The sequence below is a fragment of the Nocardia acidivorans NBRC 108247 genome, assembly GCF_001625085.1.
In the GTDB taxonomy this organism is placed as follows: Bacteria; Actinomycetota; Actinomycetes; order Mycobacteriales; family Mycobacteriaceae; genus Nocardia; species Nocardia acidivorans.
This window is the reverse complement of sequence record NZ_BDAW01000037.1, coordinates 54,958-67,544: the sequence shown is the minus strand read 5'-3', so window position 1 is coordinate 67,544 and position 12,587 is coordinate 54,958. Positions and strand designations below refer to the sequence as shown.

General features: G+C 64.3%; 15 protein-coding genes and 1 tRNA gene. 9 read left to right on the top strand and 7 right to left on the bottom strand.

Going from position 1 to position 12,587, the window contains the following annotated elements:
• Positions 1 to 153 precede the first annotated feature (153 nt).
• Both pyk and NA10_RS21070 read left to right on the top strand, forming a co-directional pair.
• On the top strand, positions 154 to 1,575 hold the full coding sequence (pyk, locus tag NA10_RS21075; protein ID WP_084515069.1) for a pyruvate kinase: 1,422 nt from the start codon (positions 154 to 156) through the stop codon (positions 1,573 to 1,575).
• Between the two features lies 1 nt (position 1,576).
• The gene (locus NA10_RS21070) at positions 1,577 to 2,488 is read left to right on the top strand and encodes an acyl-CoA thioesterase (RefSeq protein WP_067570607.1); all 912 of its coding nucleotides are present in this window, start codon (positions 1,577 to 1,579) and stop codon (positions 2,486 to 2,488) included.
• A gap of 79 nt (positions 2,489 to 2,567) precedes the next feature.
• Here the strand turns inward: NA10_RS21070 and NA10_RS21065 are convergent, their stop codons facing one another.
• The 3 genes from NA10_RS21065 to NA10_RS21055 all read right to left on the bottom strand — a co-directional run bounded on the left by NA10_RS21065 (position 2,568) and on the right by NA10_RS21055 (position 4,640).
• Positions 2,568 to 2,969, bottom strand: a complete 402-nt coding sequence (locus NA10_RS21065; RefSeq protein ID WP_067570605.1) for a hypothetical protein — start codon at positions 2,967 to 2,969, stop codon at positions 2,568 to 2,570.
• Positions 2,970 to 3,185: 216 nt separating this feature from the next.
• Positions 3,186 to 3,866, bottom strand: a complete 681-nt coding sequence (locus NA10_RS21060) for an arsenate reductase/protein-tyrosine-phosphatase family protein (RefSeq protein ID WP_067570603.1) — start codon at positions 3,864 to 3,866, stop codon at positions 3,186 to 3,188.
• Between the two features lie 252 nt (positions 3,867 to 4,118).
• Positions 4,119 to 4,640: a monooxygenase family protein gene (locus NA10_RS21055; RefSeq protein WP_067570601.1), complete on the bottom strand. Its 522-nt coding sequence runs from the start codon at positions 4,638 to 4,640 to the stop codon at positions 4,119 to 4,121.
• Between the two features lie 270 nt (positions 4,641 to 4,910).
• On the opposite strand from NA10_RS21055, the gene NA10_RS21050 reads away from it, so the two are divergent.
• Positions 4,911 to 5,456, top strand: a complete 546-nt coding sequence (locus tag NA10_RS21050) for a hypothetical protein (protein ID WP_067570599.1) — start codon at positions 4,911 to 4,913, stop codon at positions 5,454 to 5,456.
• 9 nt (positions 5,457 to 5,465) lie between these two features.
• Here the strand turns inward: NA10_RS21050 and NA10_RS38785 are convergent, their stop codons facing one another.
• A complete protein-coding gene (locus tag NA10_RS38785; RefSeq protein ID WP_067570597.1) occupies positions 5,466 to 5,927 on the bottom strand; it encodes an FAD-dependent monooxygenase in 462 nt (153 codons plus the stop codon).
• 51 nt (positions 5,928 to 5,978) lie between these two features.
• Here NA10_RS38785 and NA10_RS38780 point away from each other — a divergent pair, with 51 nt between their 5' ends.
• The 3 genes from NA10_RS38780 to NA10_RS21030 all read left to right on the top strand — a co-directional run bounded on the left by NA10_RS38780 (position 5,979) and on the right by NA10_RS21030 (position 7,631).
• Positions 5,979 to 6,176, top strand: coding sequence for a hypothetical protein (locus NA10_RS38780; RefSeq protein WP_245677625.1), 198 nt, complete (start codon positions 5,979 to 5,981; stop codon positions 6,174 to 6,176).
• 245 nt (positions 6,177 to 6,421) lie between these two features.
• Complete coding sequence (locus NA10_RS21035) at positions 6,422 to 6,922, top strand: histone deacetylase (RefSeq protein WP_157556651.1); 501 nt, start codon at positions 6,422 to 6,424, stop codon at positions 6,920 to 6,922.
• Between the two features lie 76 nt (positions 6,923 to 6,998).
• The gene (locus NA10_RS21030; RefSeq protein ID WP_067570593.1) at positions 6,999 to 7,631 is read left to right on the top strand and encodes a hypothetical protein; all 633 of its coding nucleotides are present in this window, start codon (positions 6,999 to 7,001) and stop codon (positions 7,629 to 7,631) included.
• Between the two features lie 68 nt (positions 7,632 to 7,699).
• On the opposite strand, the gene NA10_RS37980 is transcribed toward NA10_RS21030, so the two are convergent.
• Positions 7,700 to 7,942 carry a hypothetical protein gene (locus NA10_RS37980; protein WP_067570591.1) on the bottom strand — a complete coding sequence of 81 codons (243 nt, stop codon included), beginning with the start codon at positions 7,940 to 7,942 and terminating at the stop codon, positions 7,700 to 7,702.
• Positions 7,943 to 8,133: 191 nt separating this feature from the next.
• Here NA10_RS37980 and NA10_RS21020 point away from each other — a divergent pair, with 191 nt between their 5' ends.
• Positions 8,134 to 8,970, top strand: coding sequence for a hypothetical protein (locus NA10_RS21020; RefSeq protein WP_067570589.1), 837 nt, complete (start codon positions 8,134 to 8,136; stop codon positions 8,968 to 8,970).
• Here the strand turns inward: NA10_RS21020 and NA10_RS21015 are convergent.
• Positions 8,949 to 9,668: a GntR family transcriptional regulator gene (locus NA10_RS21015; protein ID WP_067570587.1), complete on the bottom strand. Its 720-nt coding sequence runs from the start codon at positions 9,666 to 9,668 to the stop codon at positions 8,949 to 8,951. The genes NA10_RS21020 and NA10_RS21015 overlap by 22 nt on opposite strands.
• 509 nt (positions 9,669 to 10,177) lie before the next feature.
• Positions 10,178 to 10,264, bottom strand: a tRNA-Leu gene (locus tag NA10_RS21010).
• A gap of 231 nt (positions 10,265 to 10,495) precedes the next feature.
• On the opposite strand from NA10_RS21010, the gene NA10_RS21005 reads away from it, so the two are divergent.
• Together NA10_RS21005 and NA10_RS21000 are read left to right on the top strand one after the other, a co-directional pair.
• Positions 10,496 to 11,119 (top strand): ANTAR domain-containing response regulator, encoded by a 624-nt coding sequence (locus tag NA10_RS21005; protein WP_067570586.1) that lies wholly within the window; start codon positions 10,496 to 10,498, stop codon positions 11,117 to 11,119.
• A 248-nt stretch (positions 11,120 to 11,367) separates the two neighbouring features.
• Positions 11,368 to 12,579, top strand: a complete 1,212-nt coding sequence (locus tag NA10_RS21000) for a branched-chain amino acid ABC transporter substrate-binding protein (protein WP_067570584.1) — start codon at positions 11,368 to 11,370, stop codon at positions 12,577 to 12,579.
• The last annotated feature ends 8 nt before the right edge of the window (positions 12,580 to 12,587 follow it).

The window sequence follows — 12,587 nt, the reverse complement described above, 5'->3', positions numbered from 1 at the left end:
CGAGGTCACGAGGGCCGCGAACAGCCGCAGTGCAGCGGAGGCAAATGAGACACAGCACGCTGACCGGCTGTTAGCTGAACGGGATGTGTATATCTTTCTTCGAGGTGTGTGCCCGTTCAGCGGGACACATGCGGCAGGTCTAGGGTTGATGCCGTGATGCGACGAACGAAGATTGTGTGCACTCTCGGACCGGCTGTGTCGTCCGAGGACCGTATTCGTGAACTCGTTGAGAGTGGAATGGACGTGGCGCGGCTGAATTTCAGCCATGGCGAACACTCCGACCATGCCGACAATTACAAGAAGGTGCGTCAGGCCAGCGATCTGCTGGGCCGCGCGGTGGGAATTCTCGCCGATCTCCAGGGACCGAAGATCCGATTGGGCCGGTTCATCGAGGGTAAGACCGTCTGGGCGACGGGTGAAGAAATCCGCATCACGGTCGACGACATCGAAGGCACTCACGACCGAGTTTCGACCACTTACAAGCAACTGGCGCAGGACGCCAAGGCCGGCGATCGACTGCTCGTCGACGACGGCAAGATCGGGATGACCGTCGAGCGCGTCGAGGGCAATGACGTGATCTGCCGGGTCACCGAGGGCGGCCCCATCTCCAACAACAAGGGCGTCTCGCTGCCGGGCATGGATGTGTCCGTTCCGGCCCTGTCCGAGAAGGACATCGACGATCTCGAGTTCGCGCTGAACCTGGGCGTGGACTTCATCGCGCTGTCCTTCGTGCGCTCGCCGTCCGATGTCGAGCTGGTGCACGAGATCATGGATCGCGTGGGCCGCCGGGTGCCGGTCATCGGCAAGCTCGAAAAGCCCGAGGCCATCGACAATTTGGAGGCCATCGTGCTGGCCTTCGACGCCATCATGGTGGCGCGCGGCGACCTCGGCGTGGAACTTCCGCTCGAGCAGGTGCCGCTGGTGCAGAAGCGGGCCATCCAGATGGCGCGCGAGAACGCCAAGCCGGTCATCGTGGCCACCCAGATGCTGGAATCGATGATCACCAACTCGCGGCCGACGCGCGCCGAGGCGTCCGATGTGGCGAACGCGGTGCTCGACGGCGCGGACGCGGTGATGCTGTCGGGTGAGACCTCGGTCGGCGACTACCCGATCGAGACCGTGCGCACCATGGCCCGCATCGTGCACGCGGTGGAGTCGGAGTCCTCGACCCGGGTGCCGCCGCTGACCCATGTGCCGCGCACCAAGCGCGGTGTCATCTCCTACGCGGCACGCGATATCGGCGAGCGGTTGAACGCCAAGGCGCTGGTCGCCTTCACCCAGTCCGGTGACACCGTGCGCCGCCTGGCCCGTCTGCACACCCCGCTGCCGCTGCTGGCATTCACCCCGAATCCCGCGATTCGCAGTCAGCTGGCCTTGACGTGGGGCACTGAAACGTTCATCGTCCCCACCGTCGATACCACTGACGAGATGATTCATCAGGTGGACACCGCGCTGCTGTCGATCGGCCGGTACAAGAAGGGCGATCTCGTGGTGATCGTGGCGGGCTCCCCGCCCGGTACTGTCGGGTCCACCAATCTGATCCACGTGCACCGCATCGGCGAGGAGGACCACTAAGTTGAGCGCGTCGCTTGGCGAGACCGCAACCGGGGCAGCGAAATCCGCCCCGGCCGATGATCTACGGGTGCTGCTCGAGCTGCTCGATCTCGAGGAGCACGGCCCGGACATCTTCATCGGACAGCACCCGGAGAAGGTGTGGAGTCGCACCTTCGGCGGGCAGCTGGTCTCCCAGGCGATCATCGCCGCGGGGCGCACGGTCGGCCCCGGCCGGCCGGTGCACGCGGTGAACGCGCACTTCGTGCGGGGCGGCGATCCTAAGAAGCCGATCGAATACCACGTCGATCGGCATCGGGACGGGCGCGCCTTCGCCAATCGCACGGTGACCGCACTGCAGGACGATCAGGAGCTGTTCGTCATGCTCGCGGCCTTCCAGGACTGGGGCAAGGGGCTCGAGCACAGCGCACCGCAGCCCGAGGTCGCCGATCCGGAAGACCTTCCGCGCGTGGAGGAGTCCTTCGTCGGGCTGGAGGACAAGCTCGAAATGTTCGTGAAGGCACCGCGTCCCATCGATATGCGGTACACGAACGATCCGGCCTGGATCCTCAAGGGCACGGGGGAGAAGCTCAACCACAATCGGGTCTGGATGCGCACCGACGGCGCACTGCCCGACGATCCGCTGATTCACGTTGCGGCGCTGGCGTATTCGTCCGACACCACGGTGCTGGACTCGATCATCACCACGCACGGACTGTCCTGGGGGCATGACCGGATCCTGGCGGCCACGGTGAACCACTCCATCTGGTTCCACCGGCCGTTCCGCTTCGACGACTGGGCGCTGTACGCCACCGAGTCGCCGGTGGCCTCGGGTTCGCGCGGTCTGGCCCGCGGGCATTTCTACTCGCGCGGCGGCGATCTGCTCGCCACCACGGTGCAGGAAGGCGTGATCCGGCATTTCCCGGGGCGCACCTGAGCCGACGGTAGCGAACTCTTTTCAGGCTGTACCTCGCTGAGGTACAGCCTGTTTCGTATTCACGAACCGGTGCGAACCGCTAGATGAGTTCGCGGTTCTCTTCGAGTTCGAAGTTCTCCCGCTGCAACGCGTGCACGATGTAGGGGATGGGCTCATCGGCCGACAGTTCCAGGACCAGCCGTTGCTCCAGGCGCGCGATTCCGGCCTTGGTGAGCTGGCGCGCCTCGCCGACCAGGCTGAGCGCTATCTCGTATGTGCGGCGCTCACCCGGGTCGGCGTCGGGATGATCCAGCCGCCACTGGGTTTCGAGCACCGTATGGGTGGGGTCGTCGCACTCCACCGGAAGGGTGAAGCGCCACGCGAAGATGTCGCGATCGTCCACGTATTCGTCCACGACGCGGCACACCGTTTCGGTGACGCGGTGGAGGATCTGCGGTGTGACGAAAACATGGAGCGAAACATCCGAAATGCGCTTCGGCATGTCCTGAGTCCTGTTCCTGTGTCGAACCACCGGCGGTGGTGTTCCGCGCGGAAGTGTAATCCCTTACCGGACTTAGCGGGCAGACAGGTGTATTGACACGCAGGACCCAGCGTAATCCTGGTTACGCCACAAAGGAAGTAGGACCGCGGGTTCGGTGACCGGAATCGGTGATCGGGTGGCCGAATTTCGCGCTGCGTCGATGGCCGGAATCCGCTCCTATCCGGCCGATTCCACCGAATGATGTCCGGGTTCGGCTGACCGCTTGGGCAATTCGGGTTGCGCGCCGGTATCGGCGCGTCCGCCGGGGAGCACCAGCAGGGCGGGGCGATGGGTTCCGGTATCGGTGACCGCCGAGCGGTGAATCGTGGCCTGCGGGTACTGATGTGCGTGCAGCGCGAGCAGCAGCGGCACCAGCGCCTCGGCGATGCGATCGCCGACCTCGCAGAACTGCTGGGCCTTGAGGCCGACCGGATCGGAGATGTTCTCGCGCCCCACATACGCCAGATCGTCGCGCGCGGCATGCAATCCGACCACGGTGCGCGCACCGCTGACCTTCGCGATGCGGTACGCCTCGAGCAGGGTGAAGGTGCGGGGGAGCGCCTCGGGCACCAGGTCGCGGATCTGGTCGCGGATCTTGTCCGTCATGGTGAGCACCAGGTCGGCGCGGTGCACCATCTCGGGTTTGATGCGCCGGGCCTTGAATCCGCTCGGATCGCCGCCGAGGCCGATGATCGTCTGGGCCGCAAGCGGTTCCACCGGGAAGCCGACCAGCGCCCGCACGCCCGCGCTCTCGGCGGACAGCTCTTGGAGACCGTGTTCGGCGGCCACCGCCAGCGTGAGGCGCTCGGCGATGACAGACCGGCAAACGTTTCCGCTGCACACGAAGAGCACATGCATGGGAGCAACGTATGCCCACGGCGGCGACACGAAAACGCCTGGAAGACCGAATCACACGTTTCGAGCGGTAAGTTCATCTTTCGGCCGAATGTCGGTCGCCTGCTGTTCGCTCGCGGGTACCGGATCGCTTCGCGGGCGAAGGGTCAATGCCCCTGGAATGTGAGCTTGCTGGTTTTCCGCCAGCAAATCAACAGTGCCGCGGGTTTGCTCGGCTAACGATTCGGATTCGATTGCGGCGCTGGAATGTTCGTCCTAGTGCCGGGGCTGTTCCGGCTCGCCGTAATACTCGTCCTCCTCGACCACCGAGGTGACCAACGGGGCCGCATCGCGCACCCGCTGCCGGGTCGAGAACATCCGGCCGCGCGCGGGCACCATCGGCGCGAAGCGGGTCAGGCCCGAGACCGGGGACATATCGTCGTACACCGAATCGATGCCGCCGCGCGCGAAGTACGCCTCATGCCAGAAGCCGGTGCCGCCGGAGTCCTTCAGGAAATCGCGCCACCAGATCCGATGCGGATCCGAGCGCGTCCAGCGCTCCAGGCTCTCCAGATCGCGCCAGTACTGGCGCGCGCCCCAGTGCGGTGGGAACAGTGACCAGATCACATCCTCGTGGGAGAGCAGTCCGTCGGGGCGATCACGATGCGATCGATAGAGTTTGGGTCCGACGCCCAGCAGGCGCAGTATCCCGCGTGGTTTGTGGACCCGCATTCCCAGCAGCACCACCACCAGATCCGGATATTGCGACAGATCCGCCGTCACCCTGTTCACCCGCATGCGCAGAGACCTCCACTCGACCCGAGGCCGTCGTCAGGTCTGTCTGTGCGGATGTACGAGATACCCACCGCGACGGTTCGGGCCTTCTTCAGTTACCCCTCATGGCCCAGCATGCTCCCCCGCCGCGAATCCGGCTATGCATCCGCCCGGTCTGTTCCGTCGTGTTCGCTCCGGATTGTCGGGGACTCCCGGGCGATTGTCAGGGACTCCCAGGTCGAGAGTGCCCTAATGCCATGCGGGGCCTGCTCCACCTTGGCTAATGTCCGGTAGGTGAGCTCCGAACCCGCCCCGCGTTCCTACTCCCTGCGCGATCTGGCAGAGACCTATGTACTCGCCCAAGCGAACTGGACAGACCCCGTCGGCGGCTACGACAAGGAGAACACCGCCTACAACGCCGCCCTCCGCAAGTACCGCGAGCGGCTGCTGGCGGCGCTGGAAGACCTCTACGGGCTGAAGCTCGATATGCGGGAAATGGTCGAGATCCCACGCGGGACAGTCCTTTTCATGCATTTCAAGCGCACGGTCAGCTCCTGCCTGGCGCTGCGTTCCCCCGGCTCGGCCTTCCTCGAACCGGGCCTACTACTACGTTCGCTGGAGGCAGCGGGCGAGCCGGGCCGCCGGGTGATGGACACCTCCGCCCGCATCGACAAACTCATGAATCTCTCCCGCGATGCGCACCTCGACATCCTGGAGGATCTACTACGTATCCTGGTGGGCGGCAACGCGGACCTGGTCTTCACCGCCGAGGAGGTGGGCTCCCTGGGCGTCGAGGCGGCACCGCCCGCGCTCGAGGAGTATGCCGCGGTCGCGGAGTGATCCCGGGTATCAGCCCTGCCAATCCATTACCGGCGCAAGGGCTTTGAACTGCGCCGCGGACGGGATCAGCCGCAGGGCGGTATCGCGCAGGCGGACCGCCAGTGGTGAGCCGAGCTGGGCTACCCGGCCGATTCCGTTCGACCGGGCCGCGATCATCTGCGTGCGCGGGCGGCGTTCGGCGTCGTAGCGGGTGAGGTCCCCGTCTTGGGCGGCGACGCGGGCCGGCACCGCCGCGTCCTCCAGGGCCTGGCACGCGCCCTGGCCGAGATTCGGGGTCATGGCGTGGGCGGTGTCGCCGAGCAGGGCGATGCGACCCTTGACGTAGGACTTCAGTGCGGGCAGTTCATAGATGTCGTTGTGCAGGACCGCGTCCGGGTCGGCCGCGGTCAGCAGGCTCGGAATCGGGTCGTGCCAGGCGGCGAAGCGCTGGCGTAGTTCGGGCAGGCCGGTGCTGGGTGTTCCGGCGGGCACGGTGGCGGTGGCGAAACAGATGCCGCCGCCGAGTATCCTGATAACGCATCGGTGGTGGTCCGACTCGGCGTCGAGGCTGAGGATGCGTTGCCTGCCCGTCAGGTGGGGGTGACCGCGCTGCGGGCGGCGATTCACAGCGTCGGCGACGGAACGCCCGGCTGGGAGGAGATGATCGAACGGATGGCTCAAGATCTTCGGATCGACATCGACGCGTGCGATAAATCCGACGAAAGTACATCTTGCACCTGAAGGGTTCGGGCGGATCGAACTCACGGCCCCCGCAACATATTTCGATCCCCAGCGAGATAGCTACCGAATCACCCGCGCGCTGTCGGCCGCTGTCGGGTGACGAGTTGGTCTGGTATGCGGCGTACGGGTCGAATCTGCTCGAGGCTCGGTTTCGCTTCTACCTCGAGGGTGGGATGCCGGAGGGGACCACGCGGAATTACTCCGGATTTCGCGATCGGCGGCCGCCGCGGCTTACGCGGGCGCTGATGTTGCCGGGTGCCGTCTACTTCGGTGGGGAGTCCAGCGTGTGGGGTGGCGGTATGGCTTTCTATGCCCCCGAGCCCCCGACTGGGTGGCCTCGCACTGCGGCGGCGCGCGGATATCTGCTCACCGCAGGGCAATTCGCCGATCTGGTGGCGCAGGAGATGCATCGGGCCGCGGACGGTGACCTGGATCTGACCCCGGTGCTCCGGCACGGGCGGGACATGCTGGGTTCGGGTCGCTACGAAACATTGGTCCGCGCGGGCGATCTCGACGGGCATCCGATTCTGACCTGCACCGCGCCGGGCGATCCGGCCGCCGCCGAACTTCGCGCGCCGAGCGCACGCTATGTGGGGATGATCGCGGCCGGTCTGTATCGAACCTTCGATTGGTCCGTGGGCCATATTCACGAGTATCTGGCGGCACTGCCGGGCATCGATGCGGTCTGGGACCGTGGCGAACTCACCGCCGTCATCGAGGATATGCATCAATCAGGTTGTCGGTAGCGGGTTTTCGGGTTGGCGTGCGGTGCGTGCTTCTACCATCGAAGTGCTCGAGTTTCAAGTCCTCGGAGGTCATCACATGGACGCTCATCTGAGTGTCGGACAACCCGCCGCGATATATGAATCGGCGCGCGCATTCCGGCACAACGTCTATACCGATATCCCCGGCAACCACCCCTATCACTATTCCTGGCACCAGAATTCGCTGATCGTCGTCGGAACCGGCGGCGGCCAACATCGGAACTTCACCTGCGCCATCAGCAACCGATTCGTGGTCACGCTACCGCAGCTCGGTGGCGCACTACCCGTGGGCGCGGGCGGCATCAACGTCGCCGCCCTGCTCACCAATGTCACCGCCATGCTCCACACCCGATTCCGCCTGCTGATCCAGACCGCGGCCTTCAACAACCTCGGCAGATCCCACCATCACCTGACCTTCCACAACAACGAACTGGTCAACCGCCACGAGACCCGAAAATTGCGCATCGGCAACACCACCATCGACCCCGGCCGCTCCCACACCTTCGCCGCCGGCACGATGAACGGCTTCACCGTCTTCCGCCACCTCCCCGGCCTGGACACCTACTACCGCAACTACGACTTCAACGAAACCACCGACGCCGCGGTAGACGAGCGCCTCCGCATCCAATACAACCCCGTAGTCCTCAACGGCACCCTCGCCCCCGCCAACTACAACATCCAATTACTCTGACCCGAAACATCTTTCGGGCTGCCCGGCCCACCCGTCGTAAGGCCTCGAACGCTGTCGCAGCGGCCACCTCACTCGGGCAGTAGTCGCCTGTCGAACCCGGCTTCAACCAAGCGCGAGAAGGCTTCCCGCACGCCGTCGCCCATCAGCTGCTCGACGGCCCACCCGAGCGCGGCATAGACGGGCACTTCCCGGTCCTGACTTCCGAGCCCGATCCCGACATCCACCGGCCGCGGCTCATGATGCATTCGGCCGTAGTCCCAAAGCGTTTCGAGGTCGCCGCGAAGTTCCGGAGGGACGATCGTCCTCAGCACGGCTCTCCCTACTTGGGAAACTCGAAGTCGTAGGTCCAAGCGAACCGCGATGCGGCGTAGATGCCCCTTGCGAACCCCACGATGAGGTCATCGGCGGTATGTCCGATGTTCGAGGACGATGAAGCGGCGATGAACGTGGTGACCGTCGCCAATCTCTCGCGAGAGATGTTGATGCCGGGAAGAATGATTCCATGAGCGATCTCGTGTTGACCGCAGAACGCCGTGACGAACTGGCTGCGTTGCTGGAGGATGCGCGGGGCCTCCGATCCAGGTTTCCGAGGGTGGCGGACTATCTCGAGACGGCGCCGATGCTTTCCGGCAGTGGGAATGTTCAGGCGGACAACGCGTTTGATCTCCGGTTCGTGAATTTCATGACCGGCGGTCCGTCGCTGAGCGGGAATCCCTACTGGGACATTGTCGAACCGTCGCTGTCCATCCGCGACGGCAACCGGCGGGTCGATGGTGGTCGGCCGAATGGGAGCGCGCGGCTCGGGTACGCACAGACGATTCTCCAAGCCGTCTACGCGTACGCCATCCCGGGACCGGAGACGCTCGCCTGGATCTCCGATTTCTGTGCTGGTCGGCCCCTCGTGGAACTTGGTGCGGGCCGCGGATATTGGGCCGCGCAGCTGGCCGGGTGCGGGCTGGTCATCGACGCCTACGATTCCGAGCCGCCGGACCGAGCGGAGAATCTCTCTTTCCCCGGGGCTGCCGGTCAGCAGGATGTCTGGTACCCGGTAGGCGACCTCGCGGAGTTCTCGGCACGTGTCGATGATCGCCCCGATCATGTGCTGTTGCTGTGCTGGCCTCCAGGGTGGGGCAGCACGATGGCATCGCAGGCGCTTGCGGAGTTCGAGCGCTCCGGTGGCGAGCGGTTGATATTCGTCGGAGAACCGAAGGGAGGAAAGACCGGTGACGACACCTTCTTCGATGCGCTCACCGCGGGCTGGCGGCTGGAATCGCAAGATCGTCAATATGTTTCGTGGTGGAACCTGTCGGATGTCGCTCAGGGCTGGGTGCGTCGCTGAGCGCCGCTCTCGGCCGGTGACTGCTTCGGCGGGCTGGTGAGGGCCATCCTGGAGACGAACGCGTCGTAGCGGTCATGCGGGTAGGAGATGTCCGAGATCATCAGCACCTGATCATCGGTCCCGAGGTAGCGCTGACGTACCACCTTGACGAGACCGCCCGTAGGTGTGCGAAGCCATTCGCCGTGCACGCTGGACGGGAGCCGATCGGCGACGGTTTCCTCCAGGAACAGTGCGGCTGAGATGTCTGGAACGCCGATCGGCCGGTAGGTGTCCGAGATGGAGATCGGTCGCCCGTTTTCCAGTGCGCGAGTGACGATGTGGGTCAGCTCCGAGTCGGAGTCGATTGCGAACTCCTCGGCCAGCTGCGGGGTCGCTCGCATACGTTCGCTCTCGCGCTCAAGTCGGATATCGCCGCCCGATTCGTGTCTGAAAGTGTCTTCGGGGTCCTCCATTTGACGTTCGGGGGCAACCCGAACCAGGTTGGGATGATCGGTCACGAAGGTGCCACGACTCGGGACAGTTCGAACGAGCCCCTGCCTCTCCAGCAGGCGAATGGCCTCGATGATCACGATCTTCGAAACGCTGTGCCGTTCCACCATCTCGTTGAGACTCCGCAACTGCGTTCCAGCGGGCAGTGAGCCGCTGCGGATCTGGTGGGCATAGTCCGCCGCGATCGCGACATACGCGGGATCCGTCACGGTTCGAGTCCTTCCGGTCAAGGCTTGAGTCGATCTCTTATTGAAAGTCATTCCAAGCATGCACAGCCGTGCATGTACGCGATGTTACCCAGTCTATCGGCTCTGCCCGGCGTTGTGCTTGTACATGTACAGTTGTGTATATACGATCTGATAGTCAGATCTGGTTTGGAATCTCGGAGGACCTGGGGTGTTGGATGATGGGAAGCGAGCGGACTTCTCGTTCGATGCGAGACGGCGATGGTTCGGCCTGGGTTCACGATGACTGCGAGAAGGGCTACGTCTACTCGATCGGTCGTGAACGCGCCGAAGGCATTTTGCGGATTCATGCCTCGTGCGAGCCTCCGTGTCCGCGCAAGCGAGCCGCCGGAGAGTATCTGGAGAGCGGTCTTTCAGCGTCGGGGGATTGAAGAATGTTGTCCGGCTTCGGGTTCGGGCGATCCGCGAGCAGGACTCGGGGGGGCGGCCGTGAAACGCGAAAGGGGTCTCTCGGAAAATCCGGGAGACCCCTGTGGTGCCGAGTGTGGGAATCGAACCCACACGTCCTTTCGGACAACGGTTTTTGAGACCGTCGCGTCTGCCTATTCCGCCAACTCGGCGCACCGCGTTGGAGAGCATAGCGGGTGGGGTGGCGGAAAGCCTAACCGGGGCGCGCGGGGGTGGGGGTGAGAACTACAGGTTTGTGATACTGGTCGGTTTGCGCTGGGTACGTGGGTTGTGAGCGGGGGCGGACGGTACTCTTTGGGTACTCGGGTACGTGCCGATCCGTCGAGGGTGGCTTCGGACCGATGTACGTCGGGTGTTGGTATCGGAGCGACAGGGGTTCATCTATGGGAACGACAGCAGGGGGCGGTTCGAAGAAGGACGGGGCGGCATCGGCACCCAAGCGGGTGGTGGTTGCCGAGGACGAAGCCCTCATCCGGATGGACCTGGTGGAGATGCTCTCCGAGGAGGGCTATCACGTGGTGGGTGAGGCGGGGGACGGTCAGCAGGCCGTGGACCTCGCCGAGGAGATGCGTCCCGATCTGGTGATCATGGATGTGAAGATGCCGCGTCGCGACGGTATCGACGCCGCGGCCGAGATCGCCTCCAAACGTCTTGCGCCGGTGGTCATTCTGACCGCCTTCAGCCAGCGCGACCTGGTCGAGCGGGCACGCGACGCGGGCGCCATGGCATACCTGGTGAAGCCGTTCACCAAGTCCGACCTGGTTCCGGCCATCGAATTGGCCGCCAGCCGCTTCCACGAGATCGCCGCGCTGGAGAGCGAAGTCGCGAATCTGTCCGATCGCCTGGAAACACGCAAGCTGGTGGAGCGTGCCAAGGGTGTGCTCATGCAGACCCAGGGCCTCTCGGAACCGCAGGCGTTCAAGTGGATTCAGCGCACCGCAATGGACCGCCGCACCACGATGAAGGCGGTCGCGGAGGTTGTGCTGGAAAATCTCGCCCCCAAGTAACATCGCTCGTCTGAGCGTTGCCCCTCTGTTGCCGCGAATGCGCTAGCGCAATTAACTCGCGAGTAACACGAGGGGCGCTTTCGTTTGTTGCGATGTCACATGAATGATGCGAATGTGATGCGGAGCTAACCTGGCGGGGATATGTTCTGTCCGGGCCGATCGATGGGGCGGCCCTCCTCGGCGAGCCGAGGGAGCACAGAACATAGAGGTGAATCGTGCTTGGTTCAGTGACAAACACGCGAGGCCCAGTGGCTCGCGCGGTAGTCATCGGAGCTGCCGCAGTACTTGCGCTTGGCATTGCCGGATGCAGCAGCAAGTCCACCGACAACAACAGTGGCGGTGGTGGAAACGGTGGTAGCAGTCTGACCATTTCGCCCCTTGTCCAGATCGACAAGGACGGCAAGGAAGTCGCCGGCGCCGACAATTCCGCCGCAGCGAATCCCGCCAGTGACGGCAAGGACAAGTGCGCGCCGCAGACGATCGCCATGTCGGGCCCGCTCACCGGCCCGAACGCCAACCTGGGCCTCAATATCGTGCGCGGTGTGAAGCTCGCACTGGACCAGCACAACAAGGCCAACCCGAACTGCCAGGTGGCGGTGAAGGAATTCGATACCGAGGGTGATCCGCAGAAGGCCACCCAGGTGATCCCGACGATCATCAACGATCCGTCCATCGTCGCCATGATCGGCCCGACCTTCTCGGGCGAGACCAAGGCGACCGGTCAGGTCGTCAGCGATGCGGGTCTGCTGTCGCTGACCCCGTCCGCCACCAATGTCACCCTCACCACCAATGGCTGGAAGACCTTCTTCCGCGGCCTCGGCAATGACGGTGTGCAGGGTCCGGCGGTCGCGAAGTACCTCGCGGGCACCGGTAAGTACAAGAAGATCTGTGTCGCGCAGGACAACTCCGATTACGGCACCGGTCTGGCCAAGACGCTGACCGAGGGCCTGGGCGCGATCGCCGATCCGAGCTGCTCGGTGCAGCTCAAGGCCGGTGACAAGGACTTCTCCGCCGCGGTCTCCAAGCTGGCTTCGGCCAAGCCGGACGCCATCTTCTACGCCGGGTACTACGCCGAGGCATCCCCGTTCGTGCAGCAGCTGCGCTCGGGCGGCGTGACCGCGACCTTCATCTCCGATGACGGCACCAAGGACGTCGAGTTCGTGAAGCAGGCGGGCGATTCGTCCAAGGGCGCGCTGCTGTCCTGCCCGTGTGGTCCGGCTCCGGACAAATTCGCCACCGACTACAAGGCGTTCAGCGGTTATGACGCCGGCACCTACTCGACCGAGGGCTACGACCTCACCACGATCGTGCTCAAGGGCATTGCCGCCGGCAAGGTTTCGCGCCCAGATCTGGTCGAGTACGTGAAGACCTACCAGGGTCAGGGCCTGGCCCGCGAATACAAGTGGGATGCCCAGGGTGAATTGGCGAATGCGCTGATCTGGATGTACGAGGTCAAGTAGTCACCTCC